The sequence below is a fragment of the Leifsonia sp. NPDC102414 genome (genome assembly GCF_044765685.1).
Classification (GTDB): Bacteria; Actinomycetota; Actinomycetes; order Actinomycetales; family Microbacteriaceae; genus Leifsonia.
In genome coordinates, this window is the sequence record NZ_JBIWKN010000004.1 from 182,581 (window position 1) to 204,738 (window position 22,158).

General features: G+C 64.7%; 15 protein-coding genes. All 15 read left to right on the top strand.

What is annotated here, in order from left to right:
* Positions 1-236: 236 nt before the first annotated feature.
* Complete coding sequence (gene rpoB, locus ACIRCZ_RS16235; protein WP_055894677.1) at positions 237-3,734, top strand: DNA-directed RNA polymerase subunit beta; 3,498 nt, start codon at positions 237-239, stop codon at positions 3,732-3,734.
* 45 nt (positions 3,735-3,779) lie between these two features.
* A complete protein-coding gene (locus tag ACIRCZ_RS16240; RefSeq protein ID WP_055894679.1) occupies positions 3,780-7,655 on the top strand; it encodes a DNA-directed RNA polymerase subunit beta' in 3,876 nt (1,291 codons plus the stop codon).
* Positions 7,656-7,862: 207 nt separating this feature from the next.
* Positions 7,863-9,695: an alpha/beta hydrolase gene (locus ACIRCZ_RS16245; RefSeq protein ID WP_402854834.1), complete on the top strand. Its 1,833-nt coding sequence runs from the start codon at positions 7,863-7,865 to the stop codon at positions 9,693-9,695.
* Between the two features lie 174 nt (positions 9,696-9,869).
* Positions 9,870-10,445: a hypothetical protein gene (locus ACIRCZ_RS16250; protein WP_055894683.1), complete on the top strand. Its 576-nt coding sequence runs from the start codon at positions 9,870-9,872 to the stop codon at positions 10,443-10,445.
* Complete coding sequence (locus ACIRCZ_RS16255; protein WP_402854837.1) at positions 10,442-11,077, top strand: hypothetical protein; 636 nt, start codon at positions 10,442-10,444, stop codon at positions 11,075-11,077. The genes ACIRCZ_RS16250 and ACIRCZ_RS16255 overlap by 4 nt, the downstream gene beginning before the upstream one ends.
* Positions 11,078-11,257: 180 nt before the next feature.
* Complete coding sequence (locus ACIRCZ_RS16260; RefSeq protein ID WP_402854839.1) at positions 11,258-11,707, top strand: hypothetical protein; 450 nt, start codon at positions 11,258-11,260, stop codon at positions 11,705-11,707.
* Between the two features lie 155 nt (positions 11,708-11,862).
* Positions 11,863-12,093, top strand: coding sequence for a hypothetical protein (locus tag ACIRCZ_RS16265; protein WP_402854841.1), 231 nt, complete (start codon positions 11,863-11,865; stop codon positions 12,091-12,093).
* A gap of 202 nt (positions 12,094-12,295) precedes the next feature.
* Positions 12,296-13,966, top strand: coding sequence for a GspE/PulE family protein (locus ACIRCZ_RS16270; protein WP_402854843.1), 1,671 nt, complete (start codon positions 12,296-12,298; stop codon positions 13,964-13,966).
* 8 nt (positions 13,967-13,974) lie between these two features.
* Complete coding sequence (locus tag ACIRCZ_RS16275; protein WP_402854845.1) at positions 13,975-15,588, top strand: type IV pilus twitching motility protein PilT; 1,614 nt, start codon at positions 13,975-13,977, stop codon at positions 15,586-15,588.
* On the top strand, positions 15,588-16,814 hold the full coding sequence (locus ACIRCZ_RS16280) for a type II secretion system F family protein (RefSeq protein ID WP_402854847.1): 1,227 nt from the start codon (positions 15,588-15,590) through the stop codon (positions 16,812-16,814). Before ACIRCZ_RS16275 ends, ACIRCZ_RS16280 begins: the two co-directional genes overlap by 1 nt.
* A 162-nt stretch (positions 16,815-16,976) precedes the next feature.
* Positions 16,977-17,420, top strand: coding sequence for a type II secretion system protein (locus ACIRCZ_RS16285; RefSeq protein ID WP_402854849.1), 444 nt, complete (start codon positions 16,977-16,979; stop codon positions 17,418-17,420).
* 100 nt (positions 17,421-17,520) lie between these two features.
* Positions 17,521-18,882 (top strand): prepilin-type N-terminal cleavage/methylation domain-containing protein, encoded by a 1,362-nt coding sequence (locus tag ACIRCZ_RS16290; protein ID WP_402854851.1) that lies wholly within the window; start codon positions 17,521-17,523, stop codon positions 18,880-18,882.
* The gene (locus ACIRCZ_RS16295) at positions 18,879-19,559 is read left to right on the top strand and encodes a type II secretion system protein J (RefSeq protein ID WP_402854853.1); all 681 of its coding nucleotides are present in this window, start codon (positions 18,879-18,881) and stop codon (positions 19,557-19,559) included. The genes ACIRCZ_RS16290 and ACIRCZ_RS16295 overlap by 4 nt, the downstream gene beginning before the upstream one ends.
* Positions 19,559-21,298, top strand: a complete 1,740-nt coding sequence (locus ACIRCZ_RS16300; RefSeq protein WP_402854855.1) for a hypothetical protein — start codon at positions 19,559-19,561, stop codon at positions 21,296-21,298. Before ACIRCZ_RS16295 ends, ACIRCZ_RS16300 begins: the two co-directional genes overlap by 1 nt.
* Entirely contained in the window at positions 21,295-22,155 is an 861-nt protein-coding gene (locus ACIRCZ_RS16305; protein WP_402854857.1) for a prepilin peptidase, read from the top strand. Before ACIRCZ_RS16300 ends, ACIRCZ_RS16305 begins: the two co-directional genes overlap by 4 nt.
* Positions 22,156-22,158: the final 3 nt, after the last annotated feature.

Here is a 22,158-nt window from a genome sequence, read left to right on the forward strand (position 1 = left end):
CGGGTCAAGAAAAGAGTAGACACGGCGCGCCCATTTGACATATAGTTGTCTTTTGCGCTCCCAGACAAACATCTGCCTTCATATTGCGGTCGGCCTTGCTTATCTTCCGTGCGCGCCTGGGCCTGGTTCACAGGTCAGATGGGCGCCAGCACGATCCCCTGGGAGTTCTCGTCCATACAGTACACACACTGACAGACAGTAACTGAGGCCCGACGGGGCCCACGGAGGTTATTTCCTTGGCTGCTGCGCGCAACGCAACCAACACTGACAAGACACCCAAGAACGGACGAAACGCATCTCGTCTCTCGTTCGCAAAGATCACTGACACCCTCACCGTTCCGGATCTGCTCGCACTGCAGACCGAGAGCTTCGACTGGCTGGTCGGAAACGACGCGTGGAAGGCCCGCGTCGCCGAAGCCCAGGAGCAGGGTCGCCAGGATCTGCCGAGCAACACCGGTCTCGAGGAGATCTTCGAGGAGATCTCCCCGATCGAAGACCTCGGTGAGACGATGCAGCTCTCCTTCACCAACCCCTTCCTCGAAGAGAAGAAGTATTCGATCGACGAGTGCAAGGAGAAGGGTAAGACCTACTCCGCTCCTCTCTACGTCGAAGCCGAGTTCATGAATCACCTCACCGGTGAGATCAAGACGCAGACCGTCTTCATGGGCGACTTCCCCCTGATGACCGAGAAGGGCACCTTCGTCATCAACGGCACCGAGCGTGTCGTTGTGTCGCAGCTCGTCCGCAGCCCGGGCGTCTACTTCGAGCGCACGCCCGAGAAGACGTCGGACAAGGACATCTACTCCGCTCGCGTCATCCCGAGCCGTGGTGCATGGCTCGAGTTCGAGATCGACAAGCGCGACCAGGTCGGCGTTCGCATCGACCGCAAGCGCAAGCAGTCCGTCACCGTGTTCCTCAAGGCGCTCGGTCTGACCTCCGAGGAGATCCTCTCGGAGTTCAAGGGCTACCAGTCGATCGAGCTGACCCTCGAGAAGGACGCCATCCTCACCAAGGAGGAGGCGCTCAAGGACATCTACCGCAAGCTGCGTCCGGGTGAGCAGGTGGCTGCAGAGGCCGCGCGTGCGCTCCTCGACAACTTCTACTTCAACTCGAAGCGATACGACCTCGCCAAGGTCGGCCGTTACAAGATCAACCGCAAGCTCGGGCTCGACGCCCCGCTCAGCGACTCCGTGCTGACCGTGCAGGACATCCTGGCCACGATCAAGTACCTCGTCGCGCTGCACGACGGCCAGACCACCTTCAACGGCGTCCGCAACGGAGAGCCTGTCGAGATCCGTCTCGATGTCGACGACATCGACCACTTCGGCAACCGTCGCATCCGCGCCGTCGGCGAGCTCATCCAGAACCAGGTCCGCACCGGTCTGTCCCGCATGGAGCGCGTCGTCCGCGAGCGCATGACCACGCAGGACATCGAGGCCATCACGCCGCAGACCCTGATCAACGTGCGCCCCGTCGTCGCCGCGATCAAGGAGTTCTTCGGAACGAGCCAGCTGTCGCAGTTCATGGACCAGAACAACCCGCTCGCGGGTCTGACCCACAAGCGCCGTCTCTCGGCCCTCGGCCCCGGTGGTCTGAGCCGTGAGCGCGCAGGCGTCGAGGTCCGTGACGTCCACCCGTCGCACTACGGCCGCATGTGCCCGATCGAGACCCCGGAGGGCCCGAACATCGGCCTGATCGGTTCGCTCGCATCGTTCGCGCGGATCAACTCGTTCGGTTTCATCGAGACGCCGTACCGCAAGGTCGTCGGCGGCAAGGTCACCGACCAGATCGACTACCTCACGGCGAGCGAGGAGGACGACTACATCGTCGCCCAGGCCAACGCTCCGCTGACCGCTGACAGCCACTTCGCGGAGGACCGCGTCCTGGCCCGTCAGAAGGGTGGAGAGGTCGACCTGATCCCGGCGGACGAGATCGGCTACATGGATGTCTCGCCGCGCCAGATGGTGTCGGTCGCGACCTCGCTCATCCCGTTCCTCGAGCACGACGACGCGAACCGCGCCCTCATGGGTGCGAACATGCAGCGTCAGGCTGTGCCGCTCGTCCGTTCGGAGAGCCCGCTGGTCGGAACCGGTATGGAGGGCTACGCAGCCATCGACGCCGGCGACGTGCTGATCAACGACAAGGCCGGTGTCGTGTCGGAGGTGTCGGCTGACGCCGTCACCATCCAGCTCGACGAGGGTGGGACGAAGACCTATTACCTGCGCAAGTTCGACCGCTCCAACCAGGGCACGTCGTACAACCACCGCGTGATCGTCTCCGAGGGCGACCGGATCGAGGAAGGCGAGGTCATCGCCGACGGTCCCGCCACCGAGAACGGCGAGCTCGCGCTCGGTAAGAACCTGCTCGTCGCGTTCATGCCGTGGGAGGGTCACAACTACGAGGACGCGATCATCCTCAGCCAGAACCTGGTGAAGGACGACACCCTCTCCTCGATCCACATCGAGGAGTACGAGGTCGACGCCCGCGACACCAAGCTGGGCAAGGAAGAGATCACCCGCGACCTGCCGAACGTCAGCCCGGACCTCCTGGCCGACCTCGACGAGCGCGGCATCATCCGCATCGGTGCAGAGGTCCGCCCCGGAGACATCCTGGTCGGAAAGGTCACGCCGAAGGGCGAGACCGAGCTCTCGGCAGAGGAGCGTCTGCTCCGCGCGATCTTCAACGAGAAGAGCCGCGAGGTGCGCGACACCTCGCTCAAGGTTCCCCACGGTGAAGAGGGCACGATCATCGGTGTCAAGGTCTTCGACTCGCAGGACGGCGACGACGAGCTCGGCTCCGGCGTCAACCAGCGCGTCGTGGTCTACATCGCCCAGAAGCGCAAGATCACCGCTGGTGACAAGCTCGCCGGCCGTCACGGCAACAAGGGTGTCATCTCCAAGATCCTGCCGGTCGAGGACATGCCGTTCCTCGCGGACGGAACCCCGGTCGACGTCATCCTCAACCCGCTGGGTGTCCCCGGACGCATGAACTTCGGTCAGGTCCTCGAGATCCACCTCGGCTGGATCGCGAAGAACGGCTGGGAGGTCAAGGGCAAGCCGAAGTGGGCCGCAGAGCTCCCCGAGGCCGCCTTCTCCGCCGCCCCGAACACCAAGGTCGCCACCCCGGTGTTCGACGGTGCCAAGGAGGAGGAGATCGCCGGTCTGCTCGACTCGACCACCGTCACCCGTGACGGGGACCGCCTCATCGGCAGCTCGGGCAAGACCCAGCTGTTCGACGGCCGTTCCGGCGAGCCGTACCCTGACCCGGTTTCGGTCGGCTACATGTACATCCTGAAGCTGCACCACCTGGTCGACGACAAGATCCACGCGCGTTCGACCGGTCCGTACTCGATGATCACCCAGCAGCCGCTCGGTGGTAAGGCGCAGTTCGGTGGTCAGCGATTCGGTGAGATGGAGGTCTGGGCGCTCGAGGCATACGGTGCCGCGTACGCGCTCCAGGAGCTCCTGACCATCAAGTCGGATGACATCATCGGTCGCGTCAAGGTCTACGAGGCCATCGTCAAGGGTGAGAACATCCAGGAGCCGGGCATCCCGGAGTCCTTCAAGGTGCTCATCAAGGAGATGCAGTCGCTCTGCCTGAACGTCGAGGTGCTCTCGGCGGACGGCCAGCAGGTCAGCCTGCGCGACGCGGACGACGAAGCGTTCCGCGCTGCGGAAGAGCTCGGCATCAACATCTCCTCCCGCTTCGAGTCGTCGTCGATCGACGAGATCTAAGCGGCCAGACCTCACTGACACACTTTTTCCAGGAAAGAAGGAAAATTGATCGACGCAACAACGTTCGATGAACTGCGTATCGGCCTGGCCACTGCTGACGACATCCGTCGTTGGTCGTACGGCGAGGTCAAGAAGCCCGAGACCATCAACTACCGCACGCTGAAGCCGGAGAAGGACGGTCTCTTCGGAGAGCAGATCTTCGGGCCGAGCCGTGACTGGGAGTGCTCCTGCGGCAAGTACAAGCGGGTGCGATTCAAGGGCATCGTCTGCGAGCGCTGCGGCGTGGAGGTCACCAAGTCCTCCGTCCGCCGCGAGCGCATGGGCCACATCGAGCTCGCAGCTCCCGTGACCCACATCTGGTACTTCAAGGGTGTGCCCTCGCGTCTCGGCTACCTGCTCGACATGGCGCCGAAGGACCTCGAGAAGGTCATCTACTTCGCCGCATACATGGTGATCGAGGTTGACGAAGAGGGCCGTCACGCCGACATGCCCGGCCTTGAGAACGAGCTCCGTCTCGAGATCAAGACCCTGTCCGACCAGCGCGACAGCCGCATCGCGGACCGCCTGCAGCGCCTGGAGACCGACCTCGCCGCACTGGAGGAGGAAGGCGCCAAGGCCGACCAGAAGCGTCGCGTCAAGGACACGGCCGAGAAGGAAATGGGCCAGATCCGCAAGTCCTACGACGAGGACATCGCTCGCCTGGAGCGTGTGTGGGAGTCCTTCCGCACCCTCAAGGTCGGCGACCTCAAGCCGGAGGACGCGGACTTCAACGAGCTCGTCGACCGCTTCGGCCTGTACTTCGAGGCGTACATGGGCGCAGAGGCGATCAAGCGTCGCCTGCTCGCGTTCGACCTGGCCGCTGAGGCCGAGCTGCTCCGCGACCAGATCGCGAACGGCAAGGGACAGAAGAAGATCCGCGCGATCAAGCGTCTGCGCGTCGTCTCCTCGTTCCTCGCCACCGGCAACTCGCCCGCCGCGATGGTCCTGGATGTCGTCCCCGTCATCCCGCCGGAGCTGCGCCCGATGGTGCAGCTCGACGGTGGCCGCTTCGCGACCAGCGACCTGAACGACCTGTACCGCCGCGTGATCAACCGCAACAACCGTCTGCGTCGTCTGCTCGACCTCGGGGCTCCCGAGATCATCGTGAACAACGAGAAGCGGATGCTGCAGGAGGCCGTCGACGCACTGTTCGACAACGGCCGCCGCGGTCGTCCCGTCACCGGCACTGGCAACCGCGCCCTGAAGTCCCTCAGCGACATGCTGAAGGGCAAGCAGGGTCGTTTCCGCCAGAACCTGCTCGGAAAGCGCGTCGACTACTCCGGCCGTTCGGTCATCATCGTCGGCCCGCAGCTCAAGCTGCACCAGTGCGGTCTGCCCAAGCAGATGGCTCTGGAGCTGTTCAAGCCGTTCGTGATCAAGCGCCTGATCGACCTGAGCCACGCTCAGAACATCAAGGCGGCCAAGCGCATGGTCGAGCGTTCGCGTCCGCAGGTCTGGGACGTGCTCGAGGAGATCATCCGCGAGCGCCCCGTGCTGCTGAACCGTGCACCGACCCTGCACCGTCTCGGCATCCAGGCGTTCGAGCCTCAGCTCGTCGAGGGCAAGGCCATCCAGCTGCACCCGCTCGTCTGCGCCGCGTTCAACGCGGACTTCGACGGCGACCAGATGGCTGTCCACCTGCCGCTGTCCGTCGAGGCCCAGGCCGAGGCGCGCATCCTGATGCTCGCATCGAACAACATCCTGAAGCCGTCCGACGGCCGTCCGGTGACCCTGCCATCGCAGGACATGATCATCGGTCTGCACCACCTCACCACCGTTCGCGAGGGTGCGGAGGGCGAAGGCCGCGCGTTCTCGTCGGTCTCCGAGGCGATCCTCGCCAAGGACCAGGGTTCGCTGCACCTCAACGCCAAGGTCAAGATCCGTCTGGAGAACTACGTTCCCTCCGACGCGAACGAGACCGGCACCGAGGGCGTCACCGCCATCGTCGAGACGACCCTCGGTCGCGCCCTCTTCAACGAGGCGCTGCCGGCGGACTACCCGTTCGTGGACGAGGTCGCTGACAAGGGCGTGATCTCCTCGATCGTCAACGCCCTCGCGGAGCGCTACCCCAAGGTGGAGGTCGCAGCAGCGCTGGACCGCATCAAGGACGCCGGTTTCTACTGGGCCACCCGGTCCGGTGTGACGGTGTCGCTGAGCGACATTCTGACGCCGCCGAACAAGCCGCAGATCGTCGCCGGCTACGAGAAGAAGGCCGCCAAGGTCACTGCCGAGTTCGAGAAGGGTCTCACGACCGACCTCGAGCGTCGTCAGGAACTGGTGAAGATCTGGACCGAAGCGACCAACGAGGTCGCCGAGGCCATGCGCGCCAACTTCCCGGCAGACAACACCATCAACCGCATGGTCACCTCTGGTGCCCGTGGTAACTGGCTGCAGGTGCGCAACATCGCCGGTATGCGTGGTCTGGTGAACAACCCGAAGGGTGAGATCATCCCGCGTCCGATCATTTCCTCGTACCGCGAGGGTCTGTCGGTGGCGGAGTACTTTATCGCGACGCACGGTGCCCGCAAGGGTCTGGCCGACACGGCCCTCCGTACCGCCGACTCCGGCTACCTGACCCGTCGTCTCGTGGACGTCTCGCAGGACGTCATCATCCGTGAGGACGACTGCGGCACGACCAAGGGTCTCGACCTGCCGATCGCCGAGGCCGGCGCCGACGGCGTGCTGGTGCGCGACGCGAACGTGGAGAACTCGGTGTTCGCCCGTACCCTCGCCGCCGACGCTGTCTCGCCGGAGGGAACCGTCGTGGCGAAGGCCGGTGACGACGTCGGAGACGTCCTCATCGACAAGCTCGTCGCCGCCGGTGTCACCGACATCAAGGTGCGCTCCGTGCTCACCTGCGAGTCGGCCGTCGGTGTGTGTGCTGCCTGCTACGGCCGCTCGCTCGCCACGGGCAAGCTCGTCGACATCGGCGAGGCCGTCGGCATCATCGCGGCCCAGTCGATCGGTGAGCCGGGAACCCAGCTCACCATGCGTACCTTCCACACCGGTGGTTCCGCATCCGCTGACGACATCACGCAGGGTCTGCCCCGCGTGCAGGAGCTGTTCGAGGCTCGTACCCCCAAGGGTGCGTCCCCGATCGCCGAGGCAGCCGGACGCATCACCATCGAGGACACGGAGCGCAGCCGCAAGGTCATCCTGACCCCGGACAACGGCGACGAGCCGCACGTCTACCCGGTGCTCAAGCGTTCGACCCTCCTCGTCGAGGACGGTCAGCACGTCGAGCTCGGAACGCAGATCATCGTCGGCGCCGTCGACCCGAAGGAAGTTCTTCGCGTCAAGGGCGTCCGTGAGGTGCAGAAGCACCTCGTCGGTGGTGTGCAGGGCGTCTACCGGTCGCAGGGTGTTCCGATCCATGACAAGCACATCGAGGTCATCGTCCGCCAGATGCTGCGCAAGGTCACCGTCGTCGAGCACGGCGACACCGACCTGCTGCCCGGCGAGCTGGTCGACCGCTCGAAGTACAACGAGGTCAACCGCGCCACTCTCACCGAGGGCAAGAAGACCGCGTCGGCCCGCCAGGAGGTCATGGGCATCACCAAGGCTTCCCTCGCGACCGAGTCGTGGCTGTCGGCCGCGTCCTTCCAGGAGACCACCCGCGTCCTCACGCAGGCGGCCATGGAGGGCAAGTCCGACCCGCTGATCGGCCTCAAGGAGAACGTCATCATCGGAAAGCTGATCCCGGCCGGTACCGGCCTGGCTCGCTACCGCAACGTGACGGTCGAGGCCACGGAAGAGGCGAAGGCGGAGCGGTACCCCAACCGCATCTTCGCCGACGACTCGGCCTTCAGCGAGAACGACCTGAGCTTCGTCGACTTCGACAGCTTCAGCTCGGACGACTACACCCCCGGAACGTACAACTAAGCGATTCCGTACGACAGACGGCCCCCGGTGCTTCGGCACCGGGGGCTTTCTTCGTTCCCGGTGCCTATCGCGCCGTGCGGCGTGGCCTTTGGAACCCGACACGTGGTATCTGCAACAAAAGTATTGGTGTTGAAAATGTAGAACTGATACTGTGGCCCGGGCGGAGTTGGAGTTGGACTGACTCCGGCAGGAAAGGGTGGGCGCATCGTGGGATTGAGCTATGACTCGGGCGAGTCGGAAGGCATGACGACGGCGTTGTCGGCGAACCTGACTGCTGCGTCGGCTGTGCTGGTCGAGCTGGAGGGGGCGTCTGATCGGCTGCTCGCGGACTTGGGCACGGGAGAGTTGTCCGGGCAGGGGTATTCCGCGGTCGGTGCGTTGTTCACGTGGATCATCGCGCCCTGTATCACGGGGGCGAAGGCGGAGCTGGATGCCATCCAGGGCGAGCTGGACACGTACGTTGTGGCTGATGAGAAGGTGAGTCGTTTCGGGGTCCTCCAAGAGGAGGGGCTGAAGGTGCAGATCGTTGCGACTCGGAACCAGCGGGATGCGACCGAGCGGCTGATCGAGTTCAACATCAGCACCGGGGACATCTTCGCCGCCGCGCCTGGTCTGAGCGGCGCCCTGCAGCTCAAGAACGCGCAGTTGGAGTTGGTCTTGGCCCAGCTCGAGAAGGACCTTCGAGACTTGGAAGACAGGTTGGGCGCGCTGCGGGCTTTCGCTTCCGCGACGCAGGGGCTGTTTCGAGACGGTGTTACACAACTGGAAGCTGCCATCGGCGACACCGTTGCGCTTTTGGAGCAACTCGGCCGGGCCGAGGGTGGTGCGCGTGCTGGCGGCGATGGTGTCGCGGCGAGGACGAAGGTGCTGGCCTTCCTGGGCCGCCTCGGCGCCTCGAAGGATTGGGCGACCGCGACGCCCGGTGAGTTGTCCTCGCTCCTGAACAACCTGTCCCCGTCGCAGATGAGGACCATGCTGGTAGCTCATCCTGGACTCCTGCAGAGGTTCTGGGACCATCCGCCCGCGCCGGAGAAGGCGGCAGCGTGGTGGAAGAAGCTCGACGCCACACAGCGGAAGGAGTGGGCGAAGGCCGTTCCGAGACTCGTCGGCAACCTCGACGGCATCCCACCGCGTGTCCGTTCCGACGCGAACCGTGAATGTCTGAAGGTCGACCTCGCCGACGCGAAGAAGCGTCTCGCCTATGCGAAGGCGGACCCTGAGATCGGGTCGCCGTACGACGAGGTGCGCCGGCGGGCGCTCAATCGTCTCGACGAGGCGCAGAAGCTGGCCGACACGCTCTCCCGGATCGATATCGCCTACGGTAAGGGTCCGACCGGTGAACCACCGCGCGAGCTGTATGTCTACCAACCGGGCGAGCGCACCAAAGTCGCCATCAGCACGGGGCTTCTGGAAACGGCCGAACACATCAGCGTCGTGGTGCCCGGCATGGGAACCACCGCCAACGACATCGGACAATACGGCAACGCCGCGAAAGACCTGCGACAGCAGCAGTCGAAGGCGTCCGGTGTCCCGCGCGACAAGATCGCGGTGCTGTCGTGGCTGGACTACGACCCGCCCGGTGGGATGGATGGGTTGGGCGTCATCCAAGATGACCTCGCCAAAGCGGGAGCGGAGCGCCTGGGGAACACACTGCGCGGGTTGACGGCGGTGAAGGACTGGCCCGCGAACGCGGCCGGGCTCTCGGTCGTGGCGCACTCGTACGGGACCAACGTCGCCGCCCTCGCCCTGTCCAGGAAGGACGTGTCAGCGGGGCACGTCGTGCTCCTCGGATCAGCGGGTGTTTCCACGAGCGTCCCCTCAGCGGCCGCGTTGCATGTGCCGGGCGGAGAGGTGTACGCAGCCCAGGGCGTCAATGACGGATGGGCCGTGGTCGGGCAGAACATTTCCGGCCGCACCGATCCCACCAGCCCGGGCTTCGGCGCGCACCCGTTCAGCGCCGAGGACACCTCCCTTGATGGTGTCGCGCTGGAGGGGATCACGAAACACGGCCCGTTCGGAAAAGGGGCCAAAGAACCCTGACGCTTACAGCTACTTCGACAACCTCACCTCCGCGCAATACGCCACAGCAATGGCGACGATGGGGCGGGGGCAGGAAGTCCCCACCGGCGGAACCCCGCAGGACCGATCCACGGTGCCGAGCACGCAACCTCGCCCGAGCCCGACCCCGACCCCGACCCCGTCGGAATCGCGACGATGACCACTACGATCATGGGCACCCCTCGCACCCTGCTGCGCGTCGTAGCGCTGGGAGCGCTACTCATGTCGGGTGCGCTGGCCGGGTGCGCGCCCCAGCCTCAGACTAAGAAGGAGATACAGCAGGTGGACGATCAGGACAAAGCCGAGCGGGCCGCGGTCGAACAGGAAATCCAGCGTCTCTACGATGAGGCGACCGCGCTGGTCGCCGACACCTGGCCGACCGCCCCCGAGAGGAGCTGGGGGACCGGGTGTGGTGACTATGCCGATGGCACCCCGTCAGAGTCGTGGAACATATTCAACCAGTACTACGGTCCGACCAAGTCCAGTACGGAGGAGACGGCGGAGCGGGTTGCGAAGATGTGGACCGATTACGGGTTCCCGACGAAAATGGTCGAGGACAACAAGATCTACCCACCCCGGAAGGTGGTGTCCTACCCGCCATACCTGACCGGTGTGCGTGAAGACGGTTTCGCGATCGTGTTCACGATCGGCGAGAACTACGCCGACTTCCAGGGATACAGCCGGTGTGCCCCGCAGGACCCGGACGACCCGCGGCTACCGAAGAACTGGTGACCGTGCGCCGCTCGAAAGGCAGGTCAGCCACAGGGCGTCGCTCTATCCGGGTTGAGGGGAGCAAAGCGACCGTCAGGCACCCCCGCCGCGTGCTGCGTGTTGTGGCGTTGGCCGCTCTGCTAGCCACGGGTGCGCTGGCTGGGTGTGCGCCACAGCCGAGGACAGAGAAGGAAATTGAGCAGGTGGAAGATAGCGACAGGGCCGACCGTGTGGTGGTCGAGAAGGAGATCCAGCGTCTCTACGATGAGGCGACTGCGTTGGTCGCGGACTCGTGGCCGACCGCGCCGGACAAGAGTTGGCAGACCGGGTGTGGTGACTATGCCGATGGCACCCCGTCAGAGACGTGGAACATCTTCAACCAGTACTACGGTCCGACCAAGTCGAGTCCGGAGGAGACGGCGGAGCGGGTTGCGAAGATGTGGACCGATTACGGGTTCCCGACGAAAGCGGTCGAGGACAACAAGATCTACCCGCCGCGGAAGGTGGTGTCGTATCCGCCGTATCTAACCGGCGTTCGTGAAGACGGTTTCGGGATCGAGTTCACGATCGGCGAGAACTACGCCGACTTCGTTGGCAATAGTCGATGTGCTCCGGAGGATCCCGACGACCCGCGGCTGCCGAAGAATTGGTGACGGTGCTTCGATGAGAGGCGGGTGGTCAAGTGGACTCGCTCATTACCGGCTGTCCGGAGCAGGACGGCTGCACGGGATTCTCACCGTGCGCTGAGCGTTGTGGCGCTGGCAGCGCTCCTCACATCCAGTGCTTTGACCGGATGCGCACCACAGCAGAGGACTGCGAAGGAGATTCAGCAGGTGGAAGATAGCGACAGAGCCGACCGTGTGGCGGTCGAACAAGAGATCCGGCGTCTCTACGATGAGGCGACAGCGCTGGTCGCCGACACCTGGCCGAGTCCAGACACGATGGATTGGGGGACCGGGTGTGGTGACTATGCCGATGGCACCCCGTCAGAGTCGTGGAACATCTTCAACCAGTACAAGGGTCCGACCAAGTCCAGTGCGGAGGAGACGGCGGAGCGGGTTGCGAAGATGTGGACCGATTACGGGTTCCCGACGAAAGTGGTCGAGGACGACAAGATCTACCCGCCGCGGAAGGTGGTGTCGTATCCGCCGTATCTGACCGGTGTTCGTGAAGACGGCTTCGCGATCGTGTTCACGATCGGCGAGAACTACGCCGACTTCTCCGGATACAGCCGGTGCGCTCCGATCGATCCGGACGACCCGGTATTGCCGAAGAACTGGTGACGATCGCGCTAATTGCTCAGCGAATCTCGCGCCGAAACCCACCCGCCGAAGCGACGGGTCGTCATGGCGTGACGCCACCAGCGACGATCCACTCGCAGACAACGCCAGTGCCTTCGTCGTGGCTCCGACCCGTCTGGATGCGCGACAATGGATGCATGTGGCGTCACCTCCTCGAATACACCGACTCGACCGGCCGTGCGATGGTCGGCGTCGCGGTGGCGCTGCTCGTCGTGGCCGTCGGCAGTTTCATCCTCGGCATCGTCCAGGCCACCACCGGCCACGCCGCAGCGACCCTTCCGTTCTGGATCACGACCATGGCCTCCGCCGTCATCGCAGGCGTCTTCGTGTACCTCGCATCGCGCCGCGCGGACATCCGCCGCCGCTGACGCCGTCGCTGAGCCCGCCGCCGGGTCGGGCGCTAAGTCCTAGCTGACCCCCAGGTGCGTGGCACCTGTACGCGGGAGTGGTGCGCGCGGGACGCGCGGGAATAGTGTGACACCGCTTCACCCGAAGAAGTGATATTGCAGTACCGCCGCAATTGCCGAGACCCCCGACCCGCCCCGGCATCGTCCTTGCGAGGAGGCTCCCGTGGCGTCGATGACGGAAATCCTAATCCTGCACGGCCATCTGCCGATCGAGTACCTCGACACGGTGACGAGCGAGCCGACGGCCGATGAGGCCGCTGTGCGCGACCTCCTCGCCCGCGGTGCCATCAACGCCGTGCAGTTGGCCCGCGCCCGCGCCGCCCAGACCGGCCTCCCGTTCGTGGAGCTCGCAGACTACCCCGTGGACCGCACGGCCGTCTCCCTGGTGAACGGCGCGATCTGCCGCCGCCACTCCGTGCTCCCGATCGGCACGGCCGACGGCACCGTGATCCTCGCGATGGCCGACCCTGGCAACGTGTTCGCCATCGACGACGTTCGCGCCGCCGCCAGGATGAACATCGCCCCCGCCGTCGCCGAGCTCGGGGACCTGCTCGCCGCGATCGACAGGTACATCCGCGCGGACGACGAGCTGAGCGACCTGACCACCACGCTCGAGGAGGAGTCGGCCACCCCGGACGAGTCCAGCCTCACCATCGCGGAGTCGAGCGACGACGACGCCCCGATCGTCCGGTTCGTGAACCTGCTGGTGAGCCAGGCCATCCAGGACCACGCCTCGGACATCCACATCGAGCCTGCCGAGCACGACGTCCGCGTCCGGTACCGCATCGACGGGGTGCTGCACGCCATGCAGAGCGCGCCCAAGAGCATCCAGAACGGTGTCATTTCCCGCCTGAAGATCATGAGCGACATCGACATCGCGGAGCGGCGCAAGCCGCAGGACGGTCGCATGTCGGTCGTGCACGGCGGCCGCCAGATCGACCTGCGCGTCGCCACCCTGCCGACGGTATGGGGCGAGAAGGTTGTCATGCGCATCCTGGACAACACGAACACCGGGATGACGCTGCGCGACCTCAATCTGCTGGAGCGCAACTTCGAGACGTACCGCACGTCGTACTCGAAGCCGTACGGGATGATCCTGGTCACCGGTCCGACCGGCTCCGGCAAGTCGACGACGCTCTACACGACGCTCAACGCGGTCGCGCGGCCGGAGATCAACGTCATCACGGTCGAGGACCCGGTGGAGTACCGGATGGCGGGCATCAACCAGGTTCAGGTGAACCCGAAGGCCGGCCTGACATTCGCCAGCGCGCTCCGCAGCATCCTGCGCAGCGACCCGGACGTGGTCCTCCTCGGCGAGATCCGCGACCACGAGACGGCGCAGATCGCCATCGAGGCGTCGCTGACCGGCCACCTCGTGCTCTCGACGCTGCACACCAACGACGCGCCGAGCGCTGTGACCAGGCTCACCGAAATGGACATCGAGCCGTTCCTGGTGGGTTCCGCCCTCGACTGCGTGGTCGCCCAGCGCCTCGCCCGTCGCCTGTGCGACCGCTGCAAGCAGCCGGCCACATACTCGGCCGACGACTTGCAGCGCCTGCGCTTCCCCGTGACAGCGGACGACGCTCCTCCCGTGGTGTTCGTGCCCGTCGGCTGCCCGACCTGCTCGAACACCGGCTACCGCGGCCGCATCGCGGTGCACGAGGTGATGGCGGTGAGCGAGGAGATCGAGCGCCTCGCCGTCGGCCGCGCATCCAGTGCCGAGATCGGCAGGGCGGCGAGGGAGCAGGGCATGCTCACGCTGCGTGAAGACGGCTGGGAGAAGGCCAAGCTCGGCCTGACCTCGGTGGAAGAGATCCTGCGAGTGGTGGCCTAGGAGGGCTCATGGCATCGGATGCGAGCAACGACACGAGCTGGGGCGGCTTCCCGCCGCCGGAGGCGAAGCCGGTCTACGAGATCCCGGTGACGTCACCGGGATCGACAGCTGCCGGGTGGGCGCCGGGGCCGGGGGTGCCGCTGCTGCCGCCGCCTGTGCTGCAGCCGGTGTCGCCTCCCGTGCTGCCGCCGCCCGCGTTCCCGCCCGTCTCCGTGACGCCGCCTGCGCCCGTGTCCGCCCCTGTGCCGCTGCCTGCGCCGGTGTCCGACCCAGTGTCGCTGCCTGCGCCGGTGTCCGACCCTGTGACGCTGCCGGTCCCCGTCGCCGAGGACCTCTACCCCGTCCAGCGCATCATCCCCGCTGGACGCCGGGCGGCAGAGCCCGTGCCGGAGGCCACCTTCCCCATCCAGCACCCGCACGAGCCGCAACCCATCGACGAGACCCTCACCACCGTGGAGCGCGAGGCGCTGGAGCGGGCGGACGCGGAGCTCGTCGCCGCGCTGCACGAGGTCGTCTACCAGGGAGCATCCGACCTGCACGTCACCGTCGGCACGGCCCCGATGGTGCGCGTCGACGGCAGTCTCCGCCCTGCCGGCGCGGCGACGCCGTGGAACCACGACCGCACCAGGGCCGCGATCACCAGCCTGCTCACCGACCGCCAGCAGGAGATCTTCGACCGCGAGCTGGAGCTGGACTTCGCGTTCACCATCTCCGCCAACTCCCGCTTCCGCGTGAACATCTACCAGCAGCGCGGCTCCGTCGGCGCCGCCTTCCGCCTCATCCCCACCGAGATCAAGCAGTTGCACGAGCTCGGCGTCCCGGACGCGGTCGGCTCGTTCTCCCAGTTGCCGCGCGGTCTCGTCCTGGTCACCGGCCCCACCGGCTCCGGCAAATCGACCACCCTCGCCGCTCTGATCGACCTCGTCAACTCGACCCGCGCCGACCACATCGTGACGGTCGAGGACCCGATCGAGTTCATGCACACCCACAAGAAGTCGATCGTCAACCAGCGCGAAGTCGGCCACGACACGCACAGCTTCGGCGCCGCGCTCAAACACGTGCTGCGGCAGGACCCAGATGTCATCCTGATCGGCGAGCTCCGCGACCTGGAGACCATCTCGGTCGCCCTCACCGCCGCGGAGACCGGCCACCTCGTCTTCGCCACCCTGCACACCCAGGATGCGCCGCAGACCATCGACCGCGTCATCGACGTCTTCCCTCCGCACCAGCAGGACCAGGTGCGCGCCCAGCTCGCCGCGACTCTGCAGGGCGTCGTCTGCCAGACCCTGGTGAAGCGCGCCAACGGACGCGGCCGCGTCGTGGCGACAGAGATCCTGATGATGACCCCGGCAGTCGCCAACCTGATCCGCGAGGGCAAGACGTACCAGATCGCCTCGATGATGCAGGCCGGCCGCGACTCCGGGATGCGCACCATGGACCAGCACCTGGCCGACCTGGTCAACTCCGGTCAGATCACCCGCAAGGCGGCCATGGACAAGGCCCACGACCTCGAGGGCATCAGCCGCCTCATCCAGCGCGCGGAGTCGCCCACCGACGCGTCGGCGATGGCCATCGCGTCGAGCGGGCCCGACTTCGGCGACACATACTCAGGAGCGCACTGATGGCGACGACGACGGCGTACGCGTACAAAGGCAGAGACGCGTCAGGCAAGGTCGTGAAGGGGCGTCTCGACGCCACCGGGCAGGCGTCGGCAGCAACGCGTCTCCGCACCATGGGGTTGTCACCCATCTCGATCGAGGAGGCGCCTGCGGGAACCGGGCTCAACCGCGAGGTCTCGTTCTCGTTCGGCAGCGGCGTCAAGCTCAAAGACCTCGCGATCATGAGTCGTCAGATGGCGACGATGATCGGGTCGGGACTCTCGTTGCTGCGAACGCTCAACATTCTTGCCGAGCAGACGGAGAACAAGAAGCTCGCGAGCGTCATGGCGGATGTCAGAGACGATGTCGAGACGGGCATCTCCGTCTCCGACGCATTGAAGAAGCGCGACGACGTCTTCCCTCCGCTCATGGTCAACATGGTGAGGGCAGGCGAGACCGGCGGATTTCTGGACGACGCTCTCGAATCCATCGCGGGCACGTTCGAGAAGGAGGTCAAACTCAAGGGCACCATCAAGTCGGCTCTCACCTATCCGGTCATCGTCCTCATCATGTCGATCCTCGCTGTCATCGCCATGCTCCTGTTCATCGTTCCGGTCTTCGAGAAGATGTTCGAGGGTTTGGGGAGCCAGCTCCCGCTACCCACGGAGATCCTCGTCGTCGCGTCCCACGCGATGGTCTGGATCGCACCGGTCCTGGTGATCGCTGCCATCGTCTTCGCGGTCTGGTGGGGGAGGAACAAGAACCGCGAATCCGTTCGCAAGAGGGTGGATCCTCTCAAGCTCCGAATACCGGTGTTCGGGTCGCTGCTCAAGAAGATCGCAGTGGCCCGGTTCAGCAGGAACTTCGCCAACATGATCGGGGCGGGCGTCCCCATCTTGCAGGCGCTCCGGATCGTTGGGGAGACCAGCGGCAACTGGGTGATCGAGAACGCGCTCGTCGAGGTGGCGGAGTCCGTGCGACAGGGCGACTCCATCTCGAAACCGTTGGCGACGCAGCCGGTGTTTCCCGCGATGGTCACTCAGATGATCGCCGTCGGAGAAGACGCTGGGTCGCTGGAGACGATGCTGGACAAGATCGCGGACTTCTATGAGCAGGAGGTCGAAGCCGCGACGGAGCAACTCACCGCCATGATCGAGCCGCTGATGATCGCCTTCTTGGGCGTCGTCATCGGTGGCATGGTGATTGCCCTCTACATGCCCATTTTCCAAATCGCCACGGTCGTCAAATAGAAATATCGTGACGCATTTTTCATGTTTCCTCCCCTGAACTGGGGTGATAAATGATTGATATTGCCCCCATTCGTGGGATTATCCCGTGAGTTTCCTGCCAAATAGCATCAAGCCACCGGACGGACCTCGCACCCGTTCGAACCGAACGATTCCCCCGACCGAATGGACACCGCAATGTACTTCCGCCTCATGGGCACGTTGAACGCCCGCCGCAAAGGACTCCTCGAAGAAGACGAGAAGGGCTTCACCCTGATCGAACTGCTCGTGGTCGTCATCATCATCGGCATCCTCGCCGCCATCGCTATCCCCGTGTACCTGGGCATCCAGAACAACGCGAAGGACAGCGCGGCAAAGTCCGACCTGACGAACGCCAAGACCGCCGTAGTCGCCTTCCAGACCAGCAACAGCGCCCTTCCCACCGCTATCAACAACACGAACTTGGGCACCTTCGGCTACAGCGGAACGAGCGTCGCGTGGAGCCCATCTGCTCCGGCGACGACCGCGACGACCTATTGCCTGGTGGCCACGAGCGATTCCGGAGCCAAGTTCTACACGACCGACAACTCGGGCGTTTCGGACGAGGCGCACAAGCCGGCCGGCTGCTGATCCGGCCGATCTGCCGACACTCGGTGGGCGGTGACCGAATCGGTCCACCGCCCACCGACGCTCTGAGCCTCTCCAAGAAGACCCGATGAGGAGGTGGACCTTGACTCGAGCAGCACTCAACCGATCCGACGACGCCGGCCTCACGCTCATCGAGGTCATGGTCGCGATGTTCGTCTTCGCACTCATCTCGATCGGCGTCGCCCTGTCGATCACCAGCTCGCTGCTTTTGACCACCGACACCCGGTCTCGCGAGATCGCCGCGAATCTCGCTGCGCAAGAGATCGATCTCGACAGGTCTGCTAGCAATGTGTTCGCTGTCACCGACACGTCTTGGACGACGGTTGTCAACGGCACGACCTTCACGATCGTGCGCGGCACGGACTGGGTGTCCACGAACAACAGCACCGTCGCGTGCGGCGCGGGAGGCGGGACCCTACAGTTCAAGAAGGTGAACATCAGTGTCACCTGGTCGGGTATGCGCACGGCGACCGCGGCTGTCCGCGCGGACACCCTGATCGCACCGAACAACAGAATCAACGACCCGACACTCGGGACGATCATCGTTTCGGTGAAATCGGCTTCTGGCGCAGGAACCCCAGGTGTGGTGGTGTCCGTAGCGCCGTCCAGCGTTCCCAACGGAGCAGTGCCGCTCACGACGGTCCCCGCCCCGACGGACGCGGACGGTTGCACCTACGCACTCAAAGTGACGCCAGGCAACTATGACGTCTCGCTTTCTGTCCCGAACTACCTGGACATCCACCAGAAGCCCGCCCCTGTTCTGAGTCCCGTCCAGGTGACGGCAGGTACGGCACAGACTGCGCCGTTCACCTACGACAACGGTGCTCTGTACTCCGTCCAGTACGCTTCTTCGACCGCCACCCGGCCGACGAACCTCGACCTGTCGTGGGTCAATCCGATCGGCGGAACCTTCGTTCAGACGATCGGTTCGGCCACCACGAGCAGGCTCTTTCCCTTCTCGGACGGGTACGCCGTTCTGGCCGGAGCATATGTGGCTCCGATCGCGAGCCATCCGAACTGCCTCAGCGTCGATCCGTCGGCGTGGACGACGCCGGCGGTCGATGGCGCGGTGGGCCGCGCTGTGCAAGCCGGTCAGGCGGCCCCGCCTGGTCAGACCATCACCACTCTGCCGATCCCCATGGGCGTTGTGACGGTGAACGGGCTCGGCAACAACACGTATCTGACAGCGGTCGCGCAGGCTCCCGTGGCCGGAACGGGTGACCCCGGATGCACGACGGCCAACACGTACACCTTCCCCAAACTGACGTCGGGCTCGTCCATGACAGTCGCTCTTCCGTTCGGCGCGTGGAGGTTCTACACCGGGAACTCCTCAGGCAGTACGTCCAGCACCGTGCCGACCACGTCGATTGCGCTGGTCACACGCGGAGTCATGACCCCCGCCGTTCAGACGATCACACTCGATCCCCGCCAGGTGGGACCATGATCGCCGCTCGCCGATCCCTGTCGGACGATTCAGGTTTCACGATCGCCGAGTTCCTCATCGCCATCGCGATCTTCGGCCTCGTGCTCGCAGCCGTTGCTGGCTTCTTCATGACGGCGACGAAGTCCTTCAGCCTCAATCAGTCCGTCGGAGGCAACGCCAAGACAGCGTCGAACGGGATGAACGAGGTCTCTCGAATCCTTCGTGCTGCAACCGAGAACCCGGTCAGTGGACAATCCCTCAATGATCCCGCGTTCTCCAGTGCCACGGGGGAGTCCGTCACGGTGTACGCCTACGTCAATCTTGCGTCTTCCGCGGAGCTCCCGGTGAAAGTCACGTTCAGCCTCGATGCCAACCGCAATCTGATCGAGACGAAGTACAACGCTTACGCCCTCAGCCCCGGATACTGGGGATTTTCCACCGTCGCATCGTCGACGCGAAATCTCGGCGGCGCCGTCGTGACGCGGACCGGATCGAATCCCTTCCTTTTCACGTACCTCGATGTGAACAATCAGCCCATCGCGATCCCCACAGGTGGATACACGACGTCGAACCTGCGCAGCATCGCGGCCGTTCGTGTGACGCTGACCGTCGGCAAGTCGGCAACCGGTGACAGCAGCAATGTGACCCTTCAGAACACGGTCGGACTTCCGAATCTCCCCTTGGCGAGGTCATTGTGATGCGCGGACTCGGACAAGGACGGCGCGACGACGATGGCATGGCGCTCGCCATGGTGGTGGGGATCGGAGCTGCATTGATCTTGCTCGTCTCCGTCGTGTTGGCGTCGTCGCTCGGTGGATTTCGGAAAGCGAGCAACGACCAGGACTGGAACGCCGCCATGTCCGCGGCATACGCCGGGGTGGAGGACTATCAAGCAAAGCTTGCCAACGACAACACCTACCAGCAGTACGGCTCGACATCCGCGCTGTTCAGCTCGACAAGCAGCTTCACGTCGACGAACGGCAATCCCGCGTTCGGCACCGGTCCGAACGGTTCGTGGGCCACTGTCCCCGGCAGCGGCGGTCGCGCAACCTACCGCTACGAGGTGGACAACTCGAAATACTCGACCAACGGCACACTGCGCTTGCGGTCGACAGGGCATGTCGGCCAGACGACTCGGTCGATCGTCGCAGACCTTAAGCAGTCCGGATTCATCGACTTCCTCTACTTCACCGACTATGAGATCCAGGACCCGGCGACGTCGTCCACATCCTGCACACCCGCCTATGCGTGGGCCGTGTCGAGCAGACCGAATTGCACACCCATCCAATTCGCTGCCGCAGATACGATCAACGGGCCTGTGCACTCCAACGACACTCTGCAGATCTGCGGAACGACATTCAACAACATCGTGACATCCGGGTTGAACCCGACCTCCGGCCTGGCATACATCATCCCGAGCGGATGCTCGGCAGGCAATTTCGCGATCGCCGGGTATCCGCGATACAGCCCACCCGTGCCGATGCCTGCGACCAACACACAGATGAAGCAGGAAACCCGCTCGGACCTCGCGTCTGTCCCACGACCTGGTTGCCTGTACACCGGCCCGACGACGATCACGTTCAACTCCGGCGGCACGATGACAGTGCGGAGTCCCTGGACCATCGCCACGAACATCACCGGCAACCTGCCTTCTGGCGGCTCTGTGAGCGCCTCCTGCGGTACGCCGGGATATGCGAGCTCGGGACGGCTGGGAAGCCCCGGCGGCCAAACCATCCCGGTTCCGGCCAACAACCTCATCTTCGTTCAGAGCGTTCCGAGCACGATCGGCGATCCCAACTTTTGGGCGGCTTCGGCGTTCCCCAGCAACTTCACTTGCGCCAACGTGTCTGGCAGCTCCGGCACCAGCAATGGACTCGGCTATCCCGCGGCGTCGGAGAAGGCACCGTCCTCGACGACAGCGGCGCCTTCCTATGGCTGCCGAAACGGCGACGCGTTCGTCAAGGGCAGCATCCATGCGGCGGCGACCGTCGCCGCCGACAACTACATCTACGTCGTCGGCAACATCACGTACGTCGATCAGCAGGCCGACATGTTAGGGCTCGTCGGCCAGAATGCCGTGTGGGTCTACAACCCCGTCGACTCCAGCGGCAATCTCCTGAATTCGTCCACATCCGGTCTGGAGATCGATGCAGCGATCCTCTCCGTTGCGCACACCTTCCAGGTGCAGAACTACACCGCGGGGAAGAAAGGGACCTTGACCGTCAAGGGAGCGATCGCTCAAAAGTTCCGTGGTCCGGTTGCGCAGTCGTCCGGAGGCACGATCACCTCAGGCTTCGCCAAGAACTACCAGTACGACCAACGGTTGCAGTACACCGCGCCACCGAAATTCCTCTCGCCTGTGTCGACGACCTACGGAACCAGCGCCGTGGTGGAAGTGAAGACGGCTTACACGCCAGGAGGGGTGGCGATCCCATGATCTCGCTGCAGATGGCGGCCTCACTGACCGCATTCGTCATCGGCGCGATGGGTGTTCTCGGCCTGCTCGTCGGATCGTTCCTCAACGTCGTCGCGTTTCGCGTGCCGGCGGGCCGGTCGATCGTCAGTCCGCCGAGCGCGTGCCCTTCCTGCAGTACGGCGATCAGGCCGTATGACAACATTCCGGTGATCTCATGGCTCGTGCTGCGCGGGAGGTGTCGCGACTGCCGCACTCCGATTTCCTTCCGTTATCCCCTCGTCGAGGCCGCGACAGGCGTGTTCTTCGCCGTTGTGGCCTGGTGGTCGTGGGGCCGGATCGCGACGGAGTTCGCTGCTTCCACGGCAGCAGCGATCGCATCGGTGCTGGAGTTGATCGCGCTGCTGTCCTTCGCGGCGGTGAGCGTGGTTCTGACCCTGATCGATCTCGACACGCACCGGCTCCCTGATGCGGTGGTGTTCCCGTCGTTCGGTGCCGGGGCAGTGTTGCTTGGGACGACAGCCTTTCTTCGGGGCGATCTGGGAGCCGCTGTCGGAATGGTGGTCGGCGCTATCGCACTGTTCGTCTTCTATTTCATCGTCGCCTGGATCCGTCCGGGCGGCATGGGCATGGGCGATGTCAAGCTCGCCGCTCTCGTCGGGTTGTTCCTCGGTTACCTCGGCTGGTCCCAACTCGTCGTCGGGGCATTCGCGGCGTTCCTTTTCGGAGGGATCTTCGTCGTCGGTCTTCTCGCGACACGGCGAGTGACCAGACACGGCGGGATACCGTTCGGACCCTGGATGCTCGCCGGCGCATGGTTCGGCGTGTTCCTCGGCCCCTGGGTCGCTCAGACGTACCTGTCGCTCACCGGACTTTCGTAGCAG

Bases quoted from the DNA above. Each gene is read 5' to 3' on its own strand.
- ACIRCZ_RS16285 (WP_402854849.1), top strand. From the start codon at position 16,977: ATGGACACCGCAATGTACTTCCGCCTCATGGGCACGTTGAACGCCCGC.
- ACIRCZ_RS16295 (WP_402854853.1), top strand. From the start codon at position 18,879: ATGATCGCCGCTCGCCGATCCCTGTCGGACGATTCAGGTTTCACGATC.
- ACIRCZ_RS16250 (WP_055894683.1), top strand. From the start codon at position 9,870: ATGACCACTACGATCATGGGCACCCCTCGCACCCTGCTGCGCGTCGTA.
- ACIRCZ_RS16280 (WP_402854847.1), top strand. From the start codon at position 15,588: ATGGCGACGACGACGGCGTACGCGTACAAAGGCAGAGACGCGTCAGGC.
- ACIRCZ_RS16305 (WP_402854857.1), top strand. From the start codon at position 21,295: ATGATCTCGCTGCAGATGGCGGCCTCACTGACCGCATTCGTCATCGGC.
- ACIRCZ_RS16300 (WP_402854855.1), top strand. From the start codon at position 19,559: ATGCGCGGACTCGGACAAGGACGGCGCGACGACGATGGCATGGCGCTC.
- ACIRCZ_RS16265 (WP_402854841.1), top strand. From the start codon at position 11,863: ATGTGGCGTCACCTCCTCGAATACACCGACTCGACCGGCCGTGCGATG.
- ACIRCZ_RS16275 (WP_402854845.1), top strand. From the start codon at position 13,975: ATGGCATCGGATGCGAGCAACGACACGAGCTGGGGCGGCTTCCCGCCG.